19 protein-coding genes and 1 other annotated feature are annotated in these 24,441 nt (G+C 40.0%); of the genes, 3 read left to right on the top strand and 16 right to left on the bottom strand.

Going from position 1 to position 24,441, the window contains the following annotated elements:
• Nucleotides 1–17 precede the first annotated feature (17 nt).
• A complete protein-coding gene (gene arsA, locus QSJ81_RS05520; RefSeq protein WP_285716419.1) occupies nt 18–1,769 on the bottom strand; it encodes an arsenical pump-driving ATPase in 1,752 nt (583 codons plus the stop codon).
• 17 nt (nt 1,770–1,786) lie between these two features.
• A complete protein-coding gene (gene arsD, locus QSJ81_RS05515) occupies nt 1,787–2,218 on the bottom strand; it encodes an arsenite efflux transporter metallochaperone ArsD (protein WP_285716418.1) in 432 nt (143 codons plus the stop codon).
• A gap of 222 nt (nt 2,219–2,440) precedes the next feature.
• Here arsD and QSJ81_RS05510 point away from each other — a divergent pair, with 222 nt between their 5' ends.
• The gene (locus QSJ81_RS05510; RefSeq protein ID WP_285716417.1) at nt 2,441–2,899 is read left to right on the top strand and encodes a DUF441 domain-containing protein; all 459 of its coding nucleotides are present in this window, start codon (nt 2,441–2,443) and stop codon (nt 2,897–2,899) included.
• A 125-nt stretch (nt 2,900–3,024) separates the two neighbouring features.
• Here QSJ81_RS05510 and ilvN read toward each other — a convergent pair whose 3' ends face one another.
• The 6 genes from ilvN to QSJ81_RS05480 form a co-directional block, all read right to left on the bottom strand.
• A complete protein-coding gene (ilvN, locus tag QSJ81_RS05505; RefSeq protein WP_285716416.1) occupies nt 3,025–3,522 on the bottom strand; it encodes an acetolactate synthase small subunit in 498 nt (165 codons plus the stop codon).
• Complete coding sequence (ilvB, locus tag QSJ81_RS05500; RefSeq protein ID WP_285716415.1) at nt 3,522–5,219, bottom strand: biosynthetic-type acetolactate synthase large subunit; 1,698 nt, start codon at nt 5,217–5,219, stop codon at nt 3,522–3,524. Before ilvB ends, ilvN begins: the two co-directional genes overlap by 1 nt.
• A gap of 241 nt (nt 5,220–5,460) precedes the next feature.
• Nucleotides 5,461–5,722 (bottom strand) — a binding site (T-box leader).
• A 276-nt stretch (nt 5,723–5,998) separates the two neighbouring features.
• A complete protein-coding gene (locus QSJ81_RS05495) occupies nt 5,999–7,702 on the bottom strand; it encodes a DUF885 family protein (RefSeq protein ID WP_285716414.1) in 1,704 nt (567 codons plus the stop codon).
• A gap of 350 nt (nt 7,703–8,052) precedes the next feature.
• The gene (locus QSJ81_RS05490; protein WP_285716413.1) at nt 8,053–9,645 is read right to left on the bottom strand and encodes an ABC-F family ATP-binding cassette domain-containing protein; all 1,593 of its coding nucleotides are present in this window, start codon (nt 9,643–9,645) and stop codon (nt 8,053–8,055) included.
• 190 nt (nt 9,646–9,835) lie between these two features.
• Nucleotides 9,836–10,033: a hypothetical protein gene (locus tag QSJ81_RS25695; RefSeq protein ID WP_352230866.1), complete on the bottom strand. Its 198-nt coding sequence runs from the start codon at nt 10,031–10,033 to the stop codon at nt 9,836–9,838.
• A 257-nt stretch (nt 10,034–10,290) separates the two neighbouring features.
• A complete protein-coding gene (locus QSJ81_RS05480) occupies nt 10,291–12,384 on the bottom strand; it encodes a sigma 54-interacting transcriptional regulator (RefSeq protein WP_285716411.1) in 2,094 nt (697 codons plus the stop codon).
• A gap of 403 nt (nt 12,385–12,787) precedes the next feature.
• Between QSJ81_RS05480 and QSJ81_RS05475 the strand changes: the two genes are divergently transcribed.
• Nucleotides 12,788–14,185: a GntP family permease gene (locus QSJ81_RS05475; RefSeq protein ID WP_285716410.1), complete on the top strand. Its 1,398-nt coding sequence runs from the start codon at nt 12,788–12,790 to the stop codon at nt 14,183–14,185.
• A gap of 24 nt (nt 14,186–14,209) precedes the next feature.
• Nucleotides 14,210–14,626: a MaoC family dehydratase gene (locus tag QSJ81_RS05470; protein ID WP_285716409.1), complete on the top strand. Its 417-nt coding sequence runs from the start codon at nt 14,210–14,212 to the stop codon at nt 14,624–14,626.
• A 69-nt stretch (nt 14,627–14,695) separates the two neighbouring features.
• Here QSJ81_RS05470 and QSJ81_RS05465 read toward each other — a convergent pair whose 3' ends face one another.
• From QSJ81_RS05465 to QSJ81_RS05430, 8 genes are all read right to left on the bottom strand, one after another.
• On the bottom strand, nt 14,696–16,423 hold the full coding sequence (locus QSJ81_RS05465; RefSeq protein ID WP_285716408.1) for a methyl-accepting chemotaxis protein: 1,728 nt from the start codon (nt 16,421–16,423) through the stop codon (nt 14,696–14,698).
• A gap of 159 nt (nt 16,424–16,582) precedes the next feature.
• Nucleotides 16,583–17,443: a 3-hydroxybutyryl-CoA dehydrogenase gene (locus QSJ81_RS05460; protein ID WP_285716407.1), complete on the bottom strand. Its 861-nt coding sequence runs from the start codon at nt 17,441–17,443 to the stop codon at nt 16,583–16,585.
• Between the two features lie 179 nt (nt 17,444–17,622).
• The gene (locus QSJ81_RS05455) at nt 17,623–18,822 is read right to left on the bottom strand and encodes an FAD-binding protein (protein WP_285716406.1); all 1,200 of its coding nucleotides are present in this window, start codon (nt 18,820–18,822) and stop codon (nt 17,623–17,625) included.
• Nucleotides 18,823–18,837: 15 nt separating this feature from the next.
• Entirely contained in the window at nt 18,838–19,626 is a 789-nt protein-coding gene (locus QSJ81_RS05450; protein WP_285716405.1) for an electron transfer flavoprotein subunit beta/FixA family protein, read from the bottom strand.
• A 29-nt stretch (nt 19,627–19,655) separates the two neighbouring features.
• Complete coding sequence (locus QSJ81_RS05445; protein ID WP_285716404.1) at nt 19,656–20,795, bottom strand: acyl-CoA dehydrogenase; 1,140 nt, start codon at nt 20,793–20,795, stop codon at nt 19,656–19,658.
• A gap of 105 nt (nt 20,796–20,900) precedes the next feature.
• Nucleotides 20,901–22,082, bottom strand: coding sequence for an acetyl-CoA C-acetyltransferase (locus QSJ81_RS05440; protein ID WP_285716403.1), 1,182 nt, complete (start codon nt 22,080–22,082; stop codon nt 20,901–20,903).
• Between the two features lie 31 nt (nt 22,083–22,113).
• Nucleotides 22,114–23,661, bottom strand: a complete 1,548-nt coding sequence (locus tag QSJ81_RS05435; RefSeq protein ID WP_285716402.1) for an acyl CoA:acetate/3-ketoacid CoA transferase — start codon at nt 23,659–23,661, stop codon at nt 22,114–22,116.
• 294 nt (nt 23,662–23,955) lie between these two features.
• Nucleotides 23,956–24,435, bottom strand: coding sequence for a PTS sugar transporter subunit IIA (locus QSJ81_RS05430; RefSeq protein ID WP_285716401.1), 480 nt, complete (start codon nt 24,433–24,435; stop codon nt 23,956–23,958).
• Nucleotides 24,436–24,441 lie beyond the last annotated feature (6 nt).

The raw sequence follows: 24,441 nt of genomic DNA, 5'->3' as shown, positions 1-24,441 counted from the left end.
ACAATCGGAGGTAATCTTTACTCAAGAAACTTCGTTAATGCTTCTGAGGTAATGTCTGCGGAAAACCAAGGCAAGAGGACTATATTTCCTCGGGCTATATCATACACCTTATTGATCCAAACCTTTTCAGATTTAGCTTTTGCTTGTAGCAACTTATTTTCTGTATTCACAATGCTGAAACTAGAGTTAATAATCCACCAGTTTGTGTAGATACCAGCTCTTGTAAGATCTTCTTCTAACCTTTTGGCTTCAAAGACTGGAGTGGCTTCCGGTAATGTGATAATTACTACTTCAGTTTCTTCTGCATTTCTAAGTCTAGGCAGCAGTTTTATAACGGATTCAGGCATAATACCTTGTACTCTTTCAATTTCTTTATGATAATTTTCCGTAGCATCTAACAATAAAAGTGTATGACCTGTTGGCGCTGTATCAATGACTACTACCTCTTCGTCACACTTATCTACGATGCTCGCAAACACATGAAAAATCGCAATCTCTTGGGTGCAAGGAGACCGCAAATCTTCTTCAATATAAGCCAAATCTTCTTCACTCATTGTTTTTTTTGCTTTACTTAGGATTTCTTCTTTGTATTTTTCTAAAGCTTCTTCTGGATTAATGCTACTCAAAGTGTATCCGTCCATGGAAGTTGCTAACAAACTTAAGTGATTAGCAGGATCCGTTGTTGTAAGATGCACCTTTTTCCCTTTCTTCACTAAACCTAATGCAATGCTGGCAGCTAACGTGGTTTTTCCTACCCCACCCTTTCCCATGGTGAATATAACTTTTTTATTGTTATCTGCTAAGTATGCTACTAATTCACTCAGCTTATGATATCCCTTCATCTCGGCAACTTCTTCGTTCGAAAGAGCAGCTTTTGAGGTAAGCATTCGCCTGATACTTTCTATACCCGTAACGTTATAATCACGCAGAGGAATCTTATAGATTGGCAGATTGCCAATTCCCTTTGGGATATTTTCAAGAGCCTTTGTTTGCTTTGCTAGAAGACTGCTCGATATATCACAGGAACTAACATCCCCTTCAAAGATGCCATTGATAATCAGTAGCTGGTTATCAATTCCCAGTTCTCTTAGTTCAAGGGAGGTCTTATCGGCTTCGATAAGTGGGGAGTATTCTGGTCTAGCAACCAGCACTAAGGTAGTTAACCGGGCATCTGCCAGGGTATTCACTGCATTTTTGTACATATCTTTCTTATCTTCAAGTCCTGCTAGTTGTCCTAAACAGCTAGCACCATGCTCATTTTTATTAATAAAGTTAGACCAAGCCGATGGCAATTGCAACATTCTTAGTGTATGCCCTGTAGGTGCTGTATCGAAAATAATATAGTCATACTTTACTTCTAATTCCTTATTCGTAAGGAAATTAGAAAACTCATTAAATGCAGCAATTTCTACAGTACAGGCCCCTGATAATTGTTCTTCCATATTTTTAATAACTGATTCAGGTAATTTCCCTTTATAAGGCCCTACTACTGATTCTTTGTACTCTTGAGCAGCTTCTATGGGATCTAAGTTTAAAACTATCAAATTAGGGACATCTTTAATGAGTACCCCTTTATTATCGAGCTTAGTTTCAAAAACATCTTGCAAATTAGATGCTGGATCTGTACTAATGAGAAGTACTTTACTGCCAAGATCCGCAAGTGTTACCGCAGTGGCACAGGCGGCAGAAGTCTTGCCAACGCCACCTTTACCAGTGAAGAATAGGTATTTTTTCAAGTCCAGTGCGGTAGGGTCATATAGTGGTAACATGATTCCTTCACCTCTTATCATTCTTTGCAGCAGCACTCATCTTCCTCAGAGCAACTCCCGTCTATCGGGCAGCTCTGATCGATGGGGCAACATTCTGAGGAATCACAGCAACAACAATTACTACCTGCTGCTGCTTCATAAGGTAAATCAAGTCCACTCCAATCTGCTAATTCACTATTGGAAGGATAGCTTCCCGTTTTAGCAACTTCTCCATCTACTAATGTAATCGGAAGAATACTTTCCCCTTCTTTCATCAGTAGTTCATTAACAACTCTATTTTTAATATACATTTCAGGATCACTGTTTAAATTGTATCGTACAGCCTTTCCTCCATCGGCATTTATTTTATTAACTACAGCCGTTATTCTGAGTAAATCCTCATTGACAACTGGGCCACAAACACCAGTAGAGCAGCATAGTGCTACCTCAAACACTTCAATTTTTTTCATTATAAAAAATCCTCTCCCTTTCTTTGATTATATATAACTATATACTCATGTAATCATATTCCACATTACAATATATTATCCATACTTCTTATTTGTGATGATTTGGGAATTTTTTTACTTTCTATTAGACTTTTCACCCTAAGCTTAGTATTATATAAAAATAGATTTATCTAGGGACTGGGTTCTTTGTTGTCCTTATCAAATTAGTTAGGATGTGACATTATGAATTGGGATAATCTTCCCTTATTAGTCATTTTAGTTTTATCGGTTATTGGCAATAACCATTCCGTATCCATAGCCGCCCTACTACTACTGTTGATAAAAATGTTAGGTTTCGAAACTTGGTTTCCTTACATAGAAAACAATGGCATAACAGTGGGTATTACCATTCTAACCTTAGCTGTGCTAACCCCCATAGCCCAAGGTCGCATATCGATGGAGGGTATCTTTGAATCCTTCAAGACACCAATTGGTCTAGTGGCCGTTTTTATCGGTATTCTCGTCGCTTGGGTTGCGGCCCAAGGTGTGTTCTTTATGAAAGGATCACCGGAAGCAGTAACGTCTTTGGTCGTTGGTACGATAATTGGTGTCTGTTTCTTCCACGGGTTAGCCGTTGGCCCCCTCATTGCGGGTGGTATGGTATCTTTAATCGTAAGCGCGATGGGAATATTCAAAGGTTAATACGAAAAGGATTTTTAACCACAGAGACACAGAGGACGCAGAGAGGATTATTTCCCCCTTTGCGTCCTCTGTGTTCTCTGTGTCCTCTGCGGTTAAAATCCCCAAATCTCCCCCATAATCTGAATCTACATCTCTTTTGCGGGAACTGGCCCACGAGAAACGGCAATTCGTCCTGTACGAACAATCTCAATAATCCCAAAGTCTACTAATACCTCGCATAGAGCATCAATCTTAGCTTCTTCACCCGTAAGTTCAATGACTAGTGTTTCCCGATTTACATCAACAATCTTGGCGCGAAAAATCTCTACAATATCAACAAGATCGGATCGATTTGCTTTATTGGCTCGAACCTTAATCAGTGCCAACTCTCGTTGAATTGAATCTACGTAAGTAAGGTTAATAATTTTTATCACGTTAATTAGTTTTGACAGCTGATTTACCACCTGATCTAATTCAAATTCATCCTCAACCTCTACACCAATCGTAATTCTTGTTGTATCCGCTTCCTCGGTAGGCCCAGCTGCAATACTTTCAATATTAAAAGCCCGACGGCTAATCAATCCCGATATATGTGTCAGTACACCTGGTCGATTCTCTACTAAAACAGCTAATGTATATTTCATTAGAAGACCCCTCCCAATACCATTTGATCTAGACGGCCACCTGGAGGAACCATAGGCAATACATCCTCTGTTGCCGGCAAGAGTACCTCAACGAGAACCGGCCCTTCCATTTTCAATGCTTTTTCTAATATGGCATCTAGCTTTTCTGGTTCTGTCACACATAGACCTGTAACTCCCATAGCCTCAGCAAGTTTTACAAAATCCGTACAGCCCTTAGTACTGGAATGAGAGTAACGCTTACCATAGAACATTCTTTGCCACTGATTGACCATACCTAGAACCTGATTATTCATAACAATAATCTTTACTGGCAGCCCATTATCAGCCATGGTCGCAAGCTCTTGACAGTTCATCATAATACTACCGTCACCAGTAAATAATACGACGGTTTTTTCTGGCAAGGTGATCTGTGCGCCAATTGCCGCTGGCAAGCCATAACCCATCGTTCCTAAACCACCAGACGTTAAGAAAGATCGTTGCTTTTTAAAAGTGTAAGATTGTGCCGTCCACATTTGATGCTGTCCAACATCTGTTACAATAATGGCATCACCCTTGGTAAGTTCACTAACTTTTTCAATAACGGCTTGTGGTTTAATTCCTGCGGCTTCTAATTCAGAGGCTGGAGGTTTTTCCTTTTTCCATTCCTGCACCAATTTGTTCCATTCCCCAGTTTCCTGCTGCCATTTCTGAAGTCCTTGCATGGAAGCTTTCTCAGCTAGGAGAGGCAAAGACCATCTTAAATCCCCAATCACTCTAAAATCGGAGCGGACATTTTTATTGACCTCTGCTGGATCAATGTCAAAGTGGACTATTTTTGCTTTTGGGGCAAAGTTTTTCACCAAACTGGTTACACGGTCATCAAATCGGACTCCTACTCCTAGTAAAAGATCACATTCCATCGTTGCCATATTCGCAGCGTAGGTGCCGTGCATACCAACCATTCCTAAATGCTGGGCTGAGTCACAAGGAATGCAGCCTAGCCCCATTAAACTAGTAATGACTGGTATTCCCGTACTCTCTACGAACTTTCTTAGCTCCTCGGAAGTTCCTGAAATATTAACCCCGCCACCGATAAATAGTAATGGTTTTTTCGCTTTTTCTAACTCAGTAACAACCAAATCGATCTTGGATGCATCACCAGAAAATATCGGTTTATAGCCCCGAAGTTCCACAGAATCAGGATACTCAAAATCCAATGTATCATTAAAAACATCTTTTGAAATATCAATAACTACAGGTCCTGGTCTTCCCGTACGTGCAATATAAAAAGCTTCTTTGATTACTCGGGGCAAATCTTGCACTTTTTTTACTAAATAATTGTGTTTGGTAATGGGGGTCGTAATACCACAGATGTCTGCTTCTTGAAAAGAGTCTTTGCCGATCAAGGAGACTCCTACTTGACCTGTAATGGCTACCAAGGGGATTGAATCCATATAAGCAGTAGCAATTCCCGTAACTAGATTTGTTCCTCCTGGACCTGATGTAGCAAAACAAACACCTGTTTTTCCTGTTGCCCGTGCATAGCCGTCGGCGGCATGAACGGCACCTTGTTCATGTCGAGTTAACACATGAGGGAAATTTGTTTTAAACAAGGCATCATAAAGGGTTAACACCGCACCTCCTGGATAACCAAAAACAATTTCAACCTCTTCCGCCTTTAAACATTCAATTACCGCCTCAGCTCCCAGCATTCTCAAGTCAATCGCCTCCTCTTCCTTTTCCCAGCATTTTAACAAACAATTGTGACGTAAAAAAAGATCATAATAAGAAAAACACTTTGGGTCCTTTTAGTCTGCGGATCAAGCGACGGGTCCATGTTATTATAAGCGTAAGTCAAGTAACACGGTGAAGCGTTAATAATATGGACTCGAAGCGACCTACAAACAACAACAAAACTTATAAATTCTGATACTAAAATAAAGACCTCCGTCCCTTGTATTAAGGGACGGAGGTTAATCCGCGATACCACCCAACTTACTATGGTTACAGGCCATAGCATCTCATAGGTACGAAGCAAAATGCTCTATACCTCACCGCAATAACGGGCGGCATTTCCTCAAAGAGGCCCGGCGCAGCTTACTAAAACTTCAGCCCGCAACTCGTGGATGATTTTCATTATGCTCCCTATTACTGGCTCACACCATACCCAGCTCGCTGTAAATAGTAGAAAAATAATTACTCTTCCATTCATCGTCTTTATAGTATTCCTTTTGCTTATAATACTGAAAATTCCACTCTCTGTCAACAACATTCTTTGTCAAATAGACAGACATTACAACATAGGCAAGGTATCTCACCTTGCCTATGTGTTTTATTATGGAATTGGAAAGCAAATTTTATCCGATGACTAAGTCGCTCTAAGGATTTTCGAATCCAAGGCTCACTTATATAAGTGGGAGTTAATAGCGGCTAAGTCCCTGGATAAGTATGACTAAGATTCAGATGGAGTTAAAACTCCATCTGAATCAAGTCTTCTTTATAACATTTGTTCGTGCTCATATACTTTTCGCAAGAAAGTGAGAGGCATATTTCCGGATTTTAGATACAGTTCGTGAAATACTTTATCCAAGGCCAATCCCTCTAGTTTGCCTTTTTGAGCCTTAGCCATATTTTCTTTTAATTCCCAGACCAACTTATTGCCTGTTAAATAACAAAGAGGATAGGATCGTTCCTGGGAATACCAATTAAGCTCTGCTTGCACCCTGCCAGCTACGAAACCTGTGACCTTTTGAAGTAACTTACCCGCATTGACAAAAGGATCTTCCGATGTCAACTCCACATCAATACCTACATCTAGATATTTTTTATCTCCTGTCATGAAATATAAATCAATTGCTACCCGGGCACCAATTCTTGAAATATCCCGTTTGGCACAAAACCGTGCTTCCTCGACCAAATCTCCCATATAACCAATATCCAGCATATAATCTTCTAACATGGTCGTCCAACCTTCTGCATGTTCCATAGCATCAAAATGCCGCCGAACAACAGAAGGATGAGTACAAGCAGTTGCCAGTTGCAAATGATGCCCCGGAATCCCCTCATGAATCATCATAGAAGGAATGGAAAGTTCAGTATGCTCATCTAATAATTCTTCACTTAATGTAAGATAAACCATACTTGTTTTTACTCCCTCTCTAAAGGGTGGCGGTGAGACCATCGCGCCAGCAGGGATGGAAGGAGCCATAAAAGCGGGGGTTTGGATAATCTGCATATCTTGCTCTTTGAAAATAGGAAATAGGTCATTTTCGAGTAAATATTGGGTAATTTTATCTCTTTCTTTTTTATAGCGAACAATAACACTAGATAGCGAATTAGCAGGATCTAATTTGACTTTATATTTTTGATTTAAGAAATCGTGTAATTCTTCCAATGTCATAGCAGATGATACCTTATACTTATCTACTAACTTAACCCGTAATGTTTCAAGTTCTTCTGCTGTTTCCTGCAAAAAGTCAGCCGCCATCTTATGTAGTTCTTCTATGGATTTATCAATCCCACGCAGCCTAATAAACTCTTTTGCCTGCTCCTTACCAATAAAAAACTGTTCTGTAGTAGGCATAGCTTTGATTTGTTCTATATACTGATCTAGAGCTGCTTCTGCTTCTTTTTTCGCCTTTGCCAATCTTTCTAGCTGGGGATATTTCTCATCTTTTGCCCAACTATAGAGATTGGCAAAAAAGTCAGGTAAACCCTCTACCTTTTCTATATCCATACTCACCCACCGTTTTACAGGTGTGTCCAAACGTTTAATCAATTGTTCTAAGTACTGAGGTACTTTTTCTAATCGCGCCGTGATATTATCTAGTCGTTCCTTAGCCGGACGAGGATCATTCACAAACATCAAAAATAGTCCATTACTGATGTCATCACCAGCAGTCGGTTTTTGTTCTAACTCTGTCTTTTCATTAAAGGTATAGCTATGTTTAAATACTGCAAACTCTACGGCCAAAGCAGCTAAATCCAAATCTAGAATATGTTCAAAATCTAAAACTCCACGAGGAAAACTCGCAATATCTGCCAACAATTTTTGTCCGTCATCCACTATTGACTTACTACTCTCCAAACTAGGGTCAGGTAAATTATCTAAGTTTTTATCGACCCCCAGACTTACACAAGCATTCGCATCTTGTGTAAAATAGTCATGAAATTTTTCAATTAAGAGTTCATATTCTTTCATTACAATTCGCCCCCTACTTATCAAATCTAACTATATCCGATGACTAAACCGCTCTAAAACTCAGCTTCTATAAGGAGTTAAGAGCGGCTAAGTCCCTGGATAAGTGCGACTAAGATTCAGATGGAGTTAAAACTCCATCTGAATCAAGTCTTCTTTATCCCTAACTTACAACCTGAGTATCTTTACCTTATGCAAAAAATAGGAACAATATCCACTTTATATTAAAAACTATTACTATATCAGCTTTCCCCAGTAAAGAAAAGAATCCTGCATACTGCCCTAAAAATAAAAACACGCACCTCACTTGTAAGTGAAGTACGTGTTTTACCTAAATACCACGCTCGCAGCAATTATTTTCTAGTTGCCACTGTTTCCAAATATTCATCATACGTCATGCGTTTATCAATAATGCCATCTTCTGTAATCTCGATAATACGATTCGCAATGGTTTGTACGAATTCATGATCGTGAGCAACAAATAACATAGTACCTTCAAAGCTAATCAACCCATTATTCAATGAAGTGATTGACTCCAAATCCAAGTGATTGGTAGGCTCATCAAAGATCAGTACATTGGCACCGCTGAGCATCATTTTGGACAGCATACAACGTACTTTTTCACCACCGGATAGTACATTGGCTTCCTTCTGACTTTCCTCGCCGGAGAACAGCATGCGACCTAAGAATCCGCGAACAAAAGTTTCATCCGGATCTTTTGAGAACTGTCTAAGCCAATCGACAAGATTAAGGTTCGTGTCAAAATACTCCGCATTATCTCTAGGGAAATAGGCTTGTGAAGTGGTTACACCCCATTTAAATTCCCCACTATCTGCTTCCATTTCACCCATTAAAATTTTAAAGAGTGTAGTTTTAGCCAAGCTGCTCGCACCAACAAAAGCAATCTTATCTGCTTTTGTCACTACAAAACTAACATTGTTTAATACCTTTTCACCATCGATGGTTTTGCAAAGGTTTTCAACAGTCAACAGTTGATCCCCAGCTTCTCGATCTGGTTTAAAAGCAATATAAGGATATTTACGGGAAGATGGTTTAATATCTTCTAATGTCAACTTATCCAACTGTTTCCTACGAGATGTTGCTTGCTTCGATTTGGAAGCATTGGCACTAAATCGTTGAATAAAAGTTTGTAAGTCTTTCATTTTTTCTTCTGTCTTCTTATTAGCTTCCTTAGCCATTTTTAAGGCCAATTCACTAGACTGCTGCCAAAAATCATAGTTACCGACAAACAGTTTAATTTGACTAAAATCAATGTCTGCTATATGAGTACAAACTTTATTCAAGAAATGACGGTCATGGGATACAACAATAACCGTATTATCAAAATTGTATAAGAACTCTTCCAACCAGCGAATGGATTCCACGTCAAGATGATTTGTCGGTTCATCCAAAAGTAAGATATCAGGGCTGCCAAATAAAGCTTGCGCTAATAGTACTCTGACCTTTTCATTACCGCTTAGATCTTTCATTAATTTATAATGAAACTCTTCGCCAATTCCTAAACCAGTTAACATTCTAGCAGCTTCAGTTTCCGCATCCCAACCATTTAGTTCAGCAAATTCGCCTTCTAGTTCACCGACTTTAATACCATCTTCATCTGTAAAATCAGCTTTTGCATACAATTCTTCTTTTGCTTCCATAATCTCAAACAGTCTTGCATGTCCCATGATAACTGTCTTTAAAACATCAAACTCATCAAATTCATAATGATTTTGTTTTAATACAGCTAAGCGTTCACCTGCTGAAATAATAACTTCACCAGAATTTGGCTCAATTTCACCAGATAAGATTTTTAAGAAAGTCGATTTTCCTGTACCATTCGCACCAATTAGGCCATAACAATTACCTGGAGTGAATTTTATATTGACATCCTCAAATAATGCCCTTTTTCCATACCGCAACGTTAAACCACTTGTACTAATCATGTTTTTATCAGCCTTCCTTTTTTAAAATGGCACATAGAATTTGCTTGATCCTTAAATTAACAGAAATAAAGAGCCCAAAAGGCTCTTTATTTACTTACTATATGCAAGTGAAAAGTTATGTGCTAACTTTTCATAGTCTTCTAAGACATTTACTAGCTTAAGCTTGTCAGCATTGTTTGCTGCGTCTATATTACTGCTTCCAATAGCAAATTGCATAATGCTTTTCACCTGGAAAGGGTAATAGCCTAAGTTCAGCAACTTCTTGCAAAGTTGTTGAATACGTTGTTCCATTTTCATCTTGAAATCCTCCTACTAACCTATAATTGATAGCGGTAATTAATATACAACACACCTTGTAAATTTCACACACTATGTACTTAATCAACATTACCACCACTCTATAGGATATGCAGAGACAGGATTTATGATTACTCTTTTTTAAAGAACAACTCTAATCTACCAATCATTCACTTACAATTGACTCTTTGTATTGTTCAGCCACCAACATGCTGAGTAACTATTGTAATTCTACCATATAAATATAGGCCGTCAAATATGACGGCCTTTAGCTTTCGATATTGATCTCTGTCATTATAGCACTATATTATGGATGTGTCAACGTTTTGTTACGAAATTATTTTCTAACTACTTAATATTATACTTTTGCAACTTTTGATAAAAACCAGATCGATGAATACCTAAGATTTTAGCTGCTTTGCTCTTATTGCCACCAGCTTCCTCTAATGCCTTTAAAATTGCTTGTTTTTCTGTATCACCTAACATGTCCGCTAAATTATCGGCATTCTCCATTTGCTCTTTCACTTTACCAATTTTCTTGACGATAGGTGGCAAATGCTCTGGTTTAATCAAAATCTCATCTTCATCGATTAAATTTACTGCTCGCTCTAGAATGTTTTCCAACTCCCGAACATTACCCGGCCATCTATAATCCATTAGCAATCCTAAAGCTGCCTCAGAAACTCCCTCAACGCAATGCTGTACTTGCTTATTGATTTTTTTGAGCAGCAAATCACATAACGCTGGTATATCTCCCACTCTTTCCCTTAGAGGAGGAATGGCTAAAGATATAATATCTAAGCGATAGTACAAATCCTGACGGAAAGCACCTTGCTCAATCATCTTCGTCAAATCCCGATTGGTGGCAGCGATCACTCGTAGGTCTAAGGAAATTGTTTTCGTCCCTCCGACCCGTTCGAATTCTCTTTCCTGCAATACCCTAAGCAGCTTAACCTGCATAGAAATTGGCATATCACCAATCTCATCAAGAAAAATAGTACCTCCATTTGCCAATTCGAATTTCCCAGGTTTCCCGCCCTTTTTAGCTCCCGTAAAGGCACCTTCATCATAACCAAACAATTCTGTTTCTAGAAGGTTTTCTGGTAAGGCAGCACAATTCACCTTAATAAAAGCACCTTTATTTCTTCTGCTTTCATTGTGAATGGCCTGAGCAAATACCTCTTTACCAGTGCCGCTTTCCCCTAAAATGAGTACCGTGGAATTGCCTTTTGCTGCTTTTACTGCGATGGATTTAAGCCACTGCATCTTTTCGTTTTCACCAATAATGCTTTCAAAAGTGTATTTCCCACCGTACACTTTTCGTAACTCTTCCTTATAATACTCTACCTCAAGTTCTAACTTATTTAATTTATTCGATAATATTTTAAGATCCTTAACATCTTTAAAAACAACTTTCCCTACTGCCCCGACTGTTTCACCATCTTTTACAATAGGAATACGGGTAACAACACAATTATGCTGGTTGATGCGTTGAATATCCGTAATTTCAGCCTTACCATCTTGGGCAACAACGTGCATACGAGTATTAGGGATAATATCGACAACTGGTTTTCCAATTACTTTTGCCCGGTCAACACCTAAAAAATCACAATAGGCTTGATTAATCATTGTGATTTTACCAGTGCGATTGACGATTACAATTCCCTCAAAAATACTTTCAATAGCAGATTCTAATGTACTTTTTAAACTTTTAACATTTTCTAGTTCCGCAGCTACGTTTTGCAGTTCCGTTATATCTTGAAACACGGCTACAGATCCAATCACCTTGTTATGACTGAGAATCGGAGACCGGTTGGTAATTATTTTACAGTTACCGATATTTTGCTGCTGATTGATTTCCGCTAAACGAGTCTCTAAAACCCTGCTAAGACCTGTATTGGGTAATACATCATCAACATGATGCCCAATGACAACCTCTGCATTTAGCCCTGTAATGGTTTCCGCAGCGGCATTAAATAAGGTAACAATTCCTTCGGAATTAACAGCCGTTACTCCATTATAAAGAGAGTCGACAATGGCATGCAGCTCTTCTGCCAAAAATTGTGACTGCTCTGATAAATAGGTAACTACATCTGTCCGCCACAAGATTCCTAATGGACGATTCAGTGCATCAACGACTGGAAATGAGTTGCACTGATGCACCGAAAACTGTTCTTCCAAATCATTATTTATACGCCTAGTAGGGGACAAGGAAACAACATTATTGGTTATAATATCCTGGACAGACTTCTTCATTGTATCCCTATTCGCTAACGCCTTGATAAATCCCATCTGGTTAATTAAACCAACGAATTGCCCTTCATTATTCACAACAAAGGCCTGATCTGCACCAGCAGCGCTAAGAACAACTGCAGCTTGGTGTAATGTCATCGTAGGTAACACCGTTACTATATGTTTTTTCATTAATTCTTTTACGCGCATACCCACCTCCAGAAATCCTCTTAATAAGCTCATTAGACATTTGTTCTATTATTCCTGCTATTTTATGTACTCATTCATAGACATAATTAATAAAGCAACACTTTTTTACGATACAATCTATGCTACAGGATTCTCTATACTGCAAATTTCAGAGATTCCAAAGGATAATGTATTGTTTTTAAGTTTGCCTTTTTTTTAATGTATGTCTCTTTTTTTATACATATTGTCTATCTTTATGTACATTTATATATTTGAATTCTTCTTATTATTAGCAATTCAGAGTAATTTTCGCCATAATTTGAATTGGCATAAAATTTGCATATATCTAATTATAACGAAAGGAGGCTTATCTATATAGCTAACTTTTAAAAATTAGAGCAAAATAATTGAGGAGGTCATTGTTGTGGAAGTAGTAGGTATTATCTTAAGTTTATTTCTATTAATGTTTTTTGCGTATAGAGGTTTTTCCGTTATCCTATTTGCTCCTGTATTTGCATTATTAGCAGCATCTCTATCTGGACTACCATTAATGCCAGCTTATACGGAACTATTTATGGCAAAAGCAGTCACGTATATTAAATCCTTTTTCCCGGTTTTCTTATTAGGTGCCGTTTTCGGTAAAATTATGGAAGACACGGGCCTTGCAAAAGGGATTGCTCACTCAATTATGAAAACCTTAGGAAAAGAACGAGCTATCTTAGCCGTTGTTCTTGCTGGAGCAGCACTTACTTACGGCGGCGTAAGCTTATTCGTAGTAGTATTCGCAGTATATCCTTTTGCTTCTGCATTATTCAAAGAAGCTGATATTCCGAAAAGATTATTGCCAGCTACCATTGCCTTAGGAGCATTTACTGCAACTATGGACTGCATACCTGGTACCCCACAAATTCAAAATCTAATCCCAACTAACTTTTTTGGTACTAACATTTATGCAGCACCAATCTTAGGTCTTATCGGCGGTTCCCTGATCTTTGCTTTGGGCGTTACATGGCTTGAGCGTCGTCGCAAACAAGCTGCAGACCGTGGTGAAGGATATGGCGCACATACCTTAAACGAGCCTGAAGTATCAGCTTCGTCTAAATTACCATCCTTACAAATTGCCATTCTGCCTTTGTTAACAGTACTCGTTGTAAACTATGTTATGACACAAATCTTCACATGGGATCCTAATATGCTTGCACCTTTCCAAGCAATGAAACTTCCTTTAACTGCACCAGCGATTAAAAATGTTATTAGTATCTGGTCACTCATTATTGCCCTAGTGTCTGGTATCTTATTAGCAATTGCTCTTGGTTGGAACAACTTGGGTAAAGGCATTTTAGCAAAATCTTTAAATGCTGGAGCAATCGGTTCCTTGTTAGCAATTATGAACACTGCATCCGAAGTTGGTTATGGCAACGTAATTTCTTCCCTTTCCGGTTTCAAAAACATTTCCAGCGCTTTAATGAGTATTAAAGTAGGCGGCTCACCTTTAGTATCAGAAGCAGTAACGGTAAATATTTTGGCAGGTGTTACTGGTTCCGCCTCTGGTGGTATGTCCATCGCTTTAGACTTAATGGCTAAAGATTGGTTAGCTTGGGCAAACTCCATTGGTATGTCTCCTGAGATTCTGCACAGAGTAGCTTCCATGGCCTCTGGCGGTATGGATACATTACCTCATAATGGTGCAGTAATCACATTGCTTGCTGTTTGCGGAATGACTCATAAAGACTCCTATGGCGATATTTTTGTACTGACTATGTTAAAAACTTTCATGGTATTTGTGATCATCTTACTTCACACTACCACGGGAATCCTATAAAAAAAATAAGAGAGGGTGTTTTCCATGATACAAGATGTAAAGTTTGTAGATATTCAAGTTGGCGACAAAGCCAGCATGTCTAAAACCGTATCGGAGTATGATGTATATACTTTCGCTGGTCTTACTGGAGATTTCAATCCTGTGCACGTGAATGCAGAATTTGCTAAAAGTAGCATGTTTAAAGAGCGTATTGCCCATGGTATGTTATCTGCAGGCTTTATATCCGCTGTACTTGGTACTACCCTACCTGGCGCAAATACAATTTACATGGGACAAGAACTCGCTTTCAAAGCTCCTGTAAAAATCGGTGATACAGTAACTGCTACCGTTGAAGTGATTGAAAAAATCGAAGCAAAAAATCGCTTGATTCTCAGAACCTTCGTTACCAATCAAGATGGAACCATCGTGATTGACGGTAAAGCGACTGTCATGAAGAAATAAAGACTTATATGATTAGAAAAGGACCTCTACTATCCAAGGATGGTAAGAGGTCCTTTATTATTCTACTATCTAGATTTTAAACTTATATGCTGCCGCTTGGAGTTCTTCAGCCATCGTAGTAAGACTACGGCTAGTGGCTGCAATCTCTTCCATAGAAGCCGTCTGCTCTTGAGTGGCTGCAGAAACGGTTTGGGTTTGAGCCCCAGTATCCTGTGTTACTTCATGGATACCCCGGACGGCGCCAACAATATTCTGACTATCCGCTAATACTTGTTCCCCAGCGTGGGATATTTCCGTCACCTGTACCGAAACATCTTTTACTAGTTTAATAATATTTTGAAAGGCAATTCCCGCATCACCTACTACACTGGCACCTAATTTTACTTCCTCGGTACCGTTCTGCATCGATATCACTGCTTGCTGTGTTTCTGACTGAATTTCACCAATTAATAAGGCAATTTGTTTTGCTGCCTCTTCCGATTGCTCAGCCAGCTTTCGTACTTCTTCTGCAACTACCGCAAAACCTCTCCCTTGGTCTCCAGCACGAGCCGCTTCAATCGCCGCATTCAAGGCAAGAAGATTTGTTTGACCAGCGATTCCTGTAATCGTATCGACAATCTGGCCAATATACTTAGAGCGCTCACCTAACTTACTTACTACGCTAGCCGAACTGCCTACCGTGTTTTCGATACTAGACATTTGCTGCTGAGCGGAGTTAATCAGTTTTTCCCCTTCAACGGCTGCTAGTGTGGCGCTATTCGATGTATCCAAAGCCTGTTTCGCATTGCTGGCTACAAATCGAAGGTCTTTTGATGTTTTTTCAACTACTGATAAGGTTATCTCCACTGATTTTGCCTGTTTCTCTGTACCTGAAACCACATTCATAATCGAATCAGCAACCTGCATCGATGCTTGCGCTGATTGTTCAGCACTCGTATGTAGTTCCTCCGAATAATTTGAAAGTGACCTAGTTTTCTCTTGAACATTAAAAATAAGGCCTTTCAAATTTCCTTTCATTGTGGAAATAGCAGTTGCAACATGTCCAAATTCATCCGTCTTTCCATTGAGAACTGGATCTTCTTTCCCTGTAAAATCACCTTCTGCCATTTTATCTATCTCTAAAGTAATCTTACGAACGGGTGAAGTCACTTGCTTGGTTAAGTAGATGCTAAGAATTACACCAAAAACAAGGGCAACTAGACTCAATAGTATTGCTGTCGATACAGTACTAGCTACTTTATTATTAACCTTGTTCACTTCCAAAATCGCTATATTGGAGTTCTCATCAACACTTGTATGCAGCGTTTTTTGTATTGACTGGGCAAAAGGAGTGAGTTCACGAGTAATAGCACCACTCGTTTGGGCATATTGATTGGCTTTTTCTTGATTACCCGCTGTCTTTTCCTTATATTGTTCACGCAATACGGGGATTAACCTTGAAACTACGCCACTTTTATATTTTTCCGTATCATCCAGAAGCTTTTCTACCTCTTCCCGTTTATCCTGTGGGGTTATGGCAATCAGCTGCTTTTCCAGTTCAATGACTGAATCTAATTTATCAGCGAAATTTTTACTATACTTTTCATCCCCATCGGCTATATAACGCCTAATCTCTAACACCGCACCTGTGTATTCATTTTCCGCCTTAGCGGAAATAATGGCTTTGGCATTACTGGACTGAATATCATCTACACCATTTTTAATGTTTTGAGCTGACCAGAAGGAATAGGCACCCATAATTAGTATGAAAATCAACATTACAGACAATGATAAAGAAATCTTTTTACCTATTTTCATATTTCCCCTCCTACCCTTATACAAATACCTCTTTAAGTAAAACTACATGAATTTTTCCCCATGTAACGAACTTAAAGAGGTTTTTTTCTTTTTTTTAAAAAGGACTAAGGCTTATACCGCACTTTTAAAAGCATAGTATAAGCCTACTTTCATTTTATTTTAAGCTAAGCTGTAGTCATAAAAACCTTTACCAGATTTACGTCCCAAATAACCTGCTTGCACCATCTTTTTGAGTAAAGGACATGGACGATACTTAGGGTCACCATACCCCTCATGCAAGACTTCCATGATATAAAGTACCGTATCATTACCAATTAAATCGGAAAGGGCTAATGGTCCCATGGGATGATTAAAGCCCATTTTCGCTACATTATCAATGTCTTCGGCACTGGCTACCCCTTCCATTAAAGCAAATATAGCTTCATTAATCATCGGAATCACGATCCGGTTGCCAATGAAACCAGGGAAATCAGCAACCTTTACTGGGGTTTTTCCTAATTGTTCGGCAAGAGCCTTAACCGCAGCAAAGGTTGCTTCACTCGTCGCCAAACCATTAATGACTTCTACTAATTTCATGACAGGCGCTGGATTAAAGAAATGCATACCAATTACTTTATCCGCACGTTTCGTGGTGGCACCGACAGCGGTAACAGGTAATGAGGAAGTATTCGTTCCTAAAATAGTATGAGCTGGACACAAACGATCTAATGTCTGAAATATATCCCGTTTAATATCCATATTTTCTACTGCCGCTTCAATGACAAGATCTACATTACAAGACGCTTCGTCTAGATCCACAACCCCACAAATACGCTTTAAAATTGCATCTTTATCTTCAACCGTCAGTTTGTTTTTTTCAACGGCTCTCGTTAAGTTTTTTTCGATACCCTTAATGCCTTTTTGTACAAATTCTTCTTTAATATCCCGTAATATAACGTCCAAACCACCTTGCGCCATAACCTGCGCAATACCGCTTCCCATTTGCCCTGCCCCAATGACTAATACACGTTTAATTTCCATCAGAAAAACCTCCTTTGATTAAATACAATAAATATAATAAATATACCCTATCTGCTCCTTGGGATATAGAATTTTGAACCGCAGAGACGCAGAGGACGCTAAGAGGCAATTAAAATCCCCTCTGTGTTCTCTGCGCCTCTGCGGTTCAATCACTTTTCAAACCAAGTCTCGTTGACAATCTAACCAGCTGCTTTACTCTTTTTGATTTCGTCAATTAGGGCAGGAATGACTTCCATTACGTCACCAACAATACCGTAATTCGCTATTTTGAAAATCGGTGCTTCTGGATCTTTATTAATTGCAATGACAATATCAGAAGATGACATTCCAGCTACGTGCTGGATAGCACCAGAAATACCACAGGCAAAATACACTTTAGGACCTACTGTTTTCCCAGTTTGCCCAACCTGGTGTAGTGCAGGCTTCCAACCAGCATCAACGACTGCCCGAGAAGCACCAACAGCGCCGCCTAATACATGGGCTAACTCTTCAATTAAAGCAAAGCTTTCAGGTTTCGTCATGCCTCGGCCACCTGAAACGATAATTTCAGCTTCTTCCAGATTGGCTGACTCTGTTCCCACACGGATGATATCAAGTAACTTCGTACGGATATCCGTATCTTTTACCTTACTGGCTACCTTGATGATCTCACCTAAGCGAGAGTAATCTGGCTCTGCCCGTTTAAAGACGTTAGGACGTATCGTACCCATCTGTGGACGATGATCAGGACATAAAATCGTTGCCATAATATTACCGCCAAAAGCAGGACGAGTCCAAGCTACCAAACCGCTGGCTTCATCAATCCCAAGATTTGTACAGTCAGCAGTCAAACCAGTGCCTACCCTGCAAGCTACTCTTGGACCTAAATCTCTCCCATCATTGGTTGCCCCCATGAGGATAACAGCAGGCTTATAGGTATGAATGAGATCCGTAAGGGTAATCGTATAAGCATCTGTACTATAATGGGCAAATTCTTTGCCTTCTACCAAATAAACCTTGTCAGCACCGCGAGCAAATACTTCTTTCGTAAGTCCCGCTACATTGCCACCAATAAGAACTGCCGCTACCTCTTGCCCCATAGCGTCTGCAAGCTTACGCGCCTCATTTAGTAATTCATAGCCTACATTTCGCGCCTGTCCGTCCACTTGCTCAATATAAACCCAAACACCCTTAAATTCATCCTTATTCATCGCAACGTTTTTCTCTTCTACTTCACGATGAATGGCCCCAACTGGACAAACATCAAGACAAGCTCCGCAGGCAGTACAAGCATCCGTAATCAAGGCTTTACCGTCTTCCATTACAATGGCCCCGAATGGGCAAGTACTTACGCAAACACTACAACCAATGCATTCTTCTTGCGTTACTTTTACAGCCATTTCTTTCACCTCTGCCTATATAATCTTTATCCCGACGAGTCGTTTAACAAGAGTAGCAGCTGCTTCTCTCGCTGAATCTGCCTGAATGATCTCACCCTGCACACGACGCTCAGGAGTAAAAATACGACGTACTTGTGTCGGCGAACCTTTAAGCCCAAGAGCATTGTGATCCACTTCTACATCCTGTACCGTCCATATAGTTATTTCTTTACGGTTGGCTTTCATCGTACCTTTTACTGTAGGGTAGCGTGGTTCATTAATCGACTTAACAACAGTTAGTAATACTGGCATTTGTGCCTCGATGACTTCATAACCCTCTTCATGTTCCCGCTCTACGTTTATCTTTTGCTCATCTAGGTCATTGATCTTTGATACGTAGGTCACTTGGTTGATGCCTAAATGTTCTGCAATTTCGGGCCCAACCTGAGCAGTATCGCCATCAATGGCTTGTTTACCACAGAGAATGATATCCACCTTACCCATTTTTCGAATGCCAGATGCCAAAGCATGGCTGGTAGCTAAGGTATCAGAACCGCCAAAGGCGCGATCACTCATGAGAATCGCTTCATCAGCCCCCATGGCCAAACACTCTTTTAGCGCTTCCTTAGCCTGTGGGGGGCCCATAGAAAGAACAGTAACCTTACCCCCATGTTTTTCTTTCAGCTGCAACGCCGCTTCTAATGCATTCTTATCAAATGGATTTACAATACTTGGTACACCTTGGCGAATCAGTGTATTTGTCTCTGGGTCAATCCTTACTTCCGTAGTATCAGGCACTTGCTTTACACAAACTACTATTTCCATAATGTAAGTCCCCCTGTTTTATCCACTTATTACCGTAAAATAGCTCCAGAAATAACCATGCGCTGCACTTGGTTTGTACCTTCATAGATTTGTGTAATCTTTGCATTACGCATTAAACGTTCTACTGGATATTCTCGGCTGTATCCATACCCACCAAAAACCTGTACTGCATCCGTAGTCACTTCCATAGCGATATCCGATGCATATAATTTTGCCATGGCAGCTTCCTTGGAATAAGGTAACCCTTGGTCTTTTAGATAGGCTGCGCGATAGACCAATAAACGAGCCGCATCAATTTTAGTAGCCATATCAGCCATCATAAATGCCAATGCTTGATTTTGAGCAATGGGTTTGCCAAACTGCACTCTTTCTTTTGAATATTTAATAGCGTGATCAAGAGCGCCTTGGGCAATGCCTAAAGCCTGAGCTGCAACGCCGATACGACCGCCATCTAGGGTACTCATGGCAATCTTAAAACCTTCCCCTATTTTGCCTAGCATATTTTCTTTTGGTAAACGTACATTTTGAAATACCAATTCATTTGTTAAAGAAGTATGAATCCCCATTTTGTGTTCTTTTTTACCGAAACTAAAACCTGGCATTCCCTTCTCAACGATAAACGCAGTAATCCCTTTTGTACCTTTGGATTTATCCGTCATGGCGAATACTACATAGGTTTCTGCTTCGCCGCCATTGGTTATAAATATTTTGCTGCCATTTAAGATATAGTCATCCCCATCAGCCACTGCCACTGTCTGCTGAGCAGCAGCGTCAGTTCCAGCGTTCGGCTCTGTTAAACCAAAGGCACCTAGTTTTTCACCCTCTACTAATGGCACCAAGTATTTTTGTTTTTGCTCTTCCGTACCGTAGGCATAAATAGGCCATGCGCACAAGGATACAGTAGCAGACAAGGTAATACCTATGCCGTCATCAACCTTTGATAACTCTTCCACTGCTAATATATAACTTAAAACATCGCCTTCGGCTCCGCCGTAGCTTTCTGGAAAACAAATGCTAGTTAAGCCCATTGCTCCCATTTCATCAAACAATTCACGAGAAAATTCTTCCTTGGCATCACGTTCTGCTACAGTTGGTGCTAGTTTTTTTTCGGCAAAATCCCGGGCCAATTTTTGTACCATTTTCTGATCTTCTGTAAGTTGAAATTGCATAATAATAAGCCTCCCCTATTTTTGTGAAAAACATCACTTATATCATCAAATATAGGTCAGTAGCTTATCTACTGACTCTATATTGGGACACAATTTTAAAGGGTATTAAATACGTTCAACAATCGTTGCTACACCTTGTCCGCCGCCGATACACAAGGTAGCCAGGCCAACCTTAGCATCTCTTGCTTCCATCGCATGCAATAAGGTAACGAGAATTCTTGCGCCGCTTGCACCGATTGGGTGGCCGATGGCAATAGCGCCACCATTCACGTTTACTTTTTCTTGATCAAAACCAAGTTCTTTGCCTACTGCCAAGAATTGTGATGCAAAAGCTTCATTAGCTTCAATAAGATCAAGGTCAGCAACTGTCAAGCCAGCTTTAGCCAATGCCTTTTGCGCCGCCGCTACTGGACCAATACCCATGATACTTGGGTCAACACCTGCTGCAGCATAACTGCGAATACGAGCCATCGGTTTAAGTCCTAATTCTTTTGCTTTGTCAGCAGACATTAATACGAGAGCAGCTGCCCCGTCATTAATACCAGAAGCATTACCTGCAGTAACTGTACCATCCTTTTTGAAGGCAGTGCGAAGTCCTTGTAATTTTTCAAGCATCGCATCGCTTTTTGGATATTCATCTGTAGCAAAAATAGTATCCCCTTTTCTGCCTTTGATGGTAACTGGCAATATTTCTTTCTTAAATGCGCCGCTTTCAATGGCTGCGATTGCTTTTTGCTGAGAAGAGAAAGCAAGTCTATCTTGTTCATCACGAGTAATTCCGAATTGCTCTGCAACATTTTCTGCTGTAATACCCATATGGTAATCATTAAATGCACACCACAAACCATCTTGGATCATAACGTCTTTTACTTCAGAATGTCCCATACGTAAACCTTGACGTACTTTGCTATCTAAAACGTAAGGAGCATTTGTCATGCTTTCCATACCACCAGCAATTACGATCTCAGCATCACCAGCCATAATGGCTTGGGCTGCTAAGTTCACTGTCTTTAAGCCTGAACCACATACTTTATTTACAGTATAAGAAGGCACTTCCTGAGGAACACCCGCTTTTACTGCCGCTTGTCGAGCTGGATTTTGTCCTAAGCCTGCTTGCAGTACGTTACCAAAAATAACTTCATCAATATTTTCTTTTTCTACGCCAGCTCTAGCGATGGCTTCTTTAATTACCATGCTGCCTAATTCTACTGCGGAAAAAGGGGATAAGGATCCATTAAAACTACCTACTGCGGTTCTTACTGCACTTACGATTACTACTTCTTTCATTAAAAAACACCATCCTCAATTTTTGAATAAATTATTTTAAACCCATCAATTCTTTATGAAAAATACGCTCATCCATCATTCTAAGATTTGGCGAAATAATTGGCGTGAAATCCATTAAAGCCAAAATATCCTTTTCCAAATCAACGCCTGGTGCGATTTCCGTCAACATCATGCCTTCATTCGTCAACTTAAATACGGCACGTTCTGTAATATACATAACAGGTTGTTTTACCTCTTGGGCATATTGGCCACTAAAGGTGATTTGCTCTACGTGATCAATGAATTTTTTAGCTCTTCCTTCATTGACAATCGTTAATTTTCCATCGGCCACCGCTACTTTTAAACCACCAGCTGTAAATGTGCCGCAAAAAATGACTTGCTTCGCATTTTGTGTAATGTTAATAAAACCGCCACAACCAGCTACCCGGCCTTTAAATTTACTGACATTAATATTGCCGTGTTTATCTGTCTCTGCCAGACCAAGGTACGCTAAATCCAGGCCACCACCGTCGTAAAAGTCAAACTGATAAGGTTGATCTAAAATAGCCTCGGCATTTGTTGCGGCGCCAAAACTTAACCCGCCTGCAGGTACACCACCTATTGGGCCCGCTTCAACGGTTAAGGTCATTTTATTACCAATTCCCTCTTCGTTCGCTACAAGAGCTACCCCCTCAGGAACGCCAATACCAAGATTAACTTTCGAATCCGATGTCAATTCCATCACTGCCCGGCGTGCAATAATTTTGCGCTCATCAAGGTTCATAGGAGCAAGGGCTGACAAAGATACGCGAATTTCACCAGAATAAGCAGGATTATATTGCTCACCAAAAGTTTGCTTATGCTGCGTTATATCTTCCGCCACGACAACGTAATCCACAACAATGCCTGGAATCTTCACACTCATCGGAGGCATGCTGCCATTGGCTACCAGTCTTTCCACCTGTACGATAACAATACCGCCAGACGCTTTCGCGGCCTGAGCCAAGGATAATATTTCTAAAGAAACTGCCTCATGCTCAATTGTGATATTGCCTCGCTCATCAGCACTCGTACCACGTAATAGAGCTACAGTAATAGGAAAAGGCTTATACCATAACCACTCTTCACCACCAAGCTCTATGACTTCTACTAATTCTTCCTTAGTAACATCATTAATTTTGCCACCTTCAACCCGCGGATCTACGAAAGTGTGCAAACCAACTTTTGTGATTACACCAGGTTTTCTGCCTGCTATATTACGAGCTAACTGGGCTAACGTACCTTGGGGGAAATTATAGGCTTCTATTTTATTTTCTACAGCTAACTTACCTAGCTTCGGTGCTAAATTCCAATGACCGCCAACGGCTCGTTTCACCATACCTTCATTACCAAAGTGATTAAGACCAAGATCTTTACCATCTCCCTGGCCAGCACAGTAAAACAAGGTTAAATCCCGGGGAGCACTCTCTGCTAAAAAACGTTCTTCCATCGCAGCACTTAAGGCTTCGGGATGCCCGTTACCAACAAATCCACTAACGCCAATCGTATCACCATTTTTTATTAGCTTTGCAGCTTCTAATGCACTTATTACCTTGGCCATAAAATCCCACTCTCCTCAGTAAGCTATCTTTAACTTACTGATAATGCAATTACTATGCCAAGAGATAAGAAGACAGCATTCTCTGCAAAAGAGTCCCGTAAACACTGCATTTTCAATTTTCAGATAGACAGTTTATTAAGAAAAATCCGTCTATGTACCTATACATAGTTGTCTAAAAATATATACACATTTTCATAGACCCTATTCATCTAGTAACGTCATTGCAAAATCCTCACTTAGACATAGAAAAAGCAGCCTTCCCTACTGGGAAGGCTGCCGACCTCTAGCTCCTTGTTAACTTTTCACTTCTATTTCTAGAATAACACCGTTTAGATCGTCCAACTTTTTCTCTACACTCTTTACTTTCTGATCCATATTCGTAATGACAACCGGTGTAATCAGGTCTTTGCCTTGCTTAGTAATATACTCTCGATCAAAACTAATTAGTTTGTCGCCCTTAGTGATTGTATCCCCTACATCAACATGAGCAGTGAATCCTTCTCCCCCTAAGGTTACCGTGTCCATACCAATATGAATTAGGATTTCTACCCCTTGAGCCTCAATTGCTACAGCATGTAAGGTCTTGGCTACCAAAATCACTTTGCCATCACATGGCGCGGTGATAACATTGCCTGCCGGTTCAATTCCGACACCATCGCCCATCATCTTACCAGCAAAAACACTGTCAGGAACGGCAGTAATATCAATTACTTTTCCCTGTACTGGTGCAAAAATAGTGAGTTTCTCTTTTTTTCGACTCCAAAAATTAAACATGCTCTT

Source organism: Pelosinus sp. IPA-1 (assembly GCF_030269905.1).
GTDB lineage: Bacteria > Bacillota > Negativicutes > DSM-13327 > DSM-13327 > Pelosinus.
This window is presented reverse-complemented; position numbering and strand designations above follow the sequence as displayed.

Excerpts from the sequence above, each read along its gene's own strand:
- arsA (WP_285716419.1), bottom strand. The coding sequence starts at position 1,769 with ATGTTACCACTATATGACCCTACCGCACTGGACTTGAAAAAATACCTA.
- arsD (WP_285716418.1), bottom strand. The coding sequence starts at position 2,218 with ATGAAAAAAATTGAAGTGTTTGAGGTAGCACTATGCTGCTCTACTGGT.
- QSJ81_RS05510 (WP_285716417.1), top strand. The coding sequence starts at position 2,441 with ATGAATTGGGATAATCTTCCCTTATTAGTCATTTTAGTTTTATCGGTT.
- ilvN (WP_285716416.1), bottom strand. The coding sequence starts at position 3,522 with ATGAAATATACATTAGCTGTTTTAGTAGAGAATCGACCAGGTGTACTG.
- QSJ81_RS05495 (WP_285716414.1), bottom strand. The coding sequence starts at position 7,702 with ATGAAAGAATATGAACTCTTAATTGAAAAATTTCATGACTATTTTACA.
- QSJ81_RS05490 (WP_285716413.1), bottom strand. The coding sequence starts at position 9,645 with ATGATTAGTACAAGTGGTTTAACGTTGCGGTATGGAAAAAGGGCATTA.
- QSJ81_RS25695 (WP_352230866.1), bottom strand. The coding sequence starts at position 10,033 with ATGTTGATTAAGTACATAGTGTGTGAAATTTACAAGGTGTGTTGTATA.
- QSJ81_RS05480 (WP_285716411.1), bottom strand. The coding sequence starts at position 12,384 with ATGCGCGTAAAAGAATTAATGAAAAAACATATAGTAACGGTGTTACCT.
- QSJ81_RS05470 (WP_285716409.1), top strand. The coding sequence starts at position 14,210 with ATGATACAAGATGTAAAGTTTGTAGATATTCAAGTTGGCGACAAAGCC.
- QSJ81_RS05465 (WP_285716408.1), bottom strand. The coding sequence starts at position 16,423 with ATGAAAATAGGTAAAAAGATTTCTTTATCATTGTCTGTAATGTTGATT.
- QSJ81_RS05460 (WP_285716407.1), bottom strand. The coding sequence starts at position 17,443 with ATGGAAATTAAACGTGTATTAGTCATTGGGGCAGGGCAAATGGGAAGC.
- QSJ81_RS05455 (WP_285716406.1), bottom strand. The coding sequence starts at position 18,822 with ATGGCTGTAAAAGTAACGCAAGAAGAATGCATTGGTTGTAGTGTTTGC.
- QSJ81_RS05450 (WP_285716405.1), bottom strand. The coding sequence starts at position 19,626 with ATGGAAATAGTAGTTTGTGTAAAGCAAGTGCCTGATACTACGGAAGTA.
- QSJ81_RS05445 (WP_285716404.1), bottom strand. The coding sequence starts at position 20,795 with ATGCAATTTCAACTTACAGAAGATCAGAAAATGGTACAAAAATTGGCC.
- QSJ81_RS05440 (WP_285716403.1), bottom strand. The coding sequence starts at position 22,082 with ATGAAAGAAGTAGTAATCGTAAGTGCAGTAAGAACCGCAGTAGGTAGT.
- QSJ81_RS05435 (WP_285716402.1), bottom strand. The coding sequence starts at position 23,661 with ATGGCCAAGGTAATAAGTGCATTAGAAGCTGCAAAGCTAATAAAAAAT.
- QSJ81_RS05430 (WP_285716401.1), bottom strand. The coding sequence starts at position 24,435 with ATGTTTAATTTTTGGAGTCGAAAAAAAGAGAAACTCACTATTTTTGCA.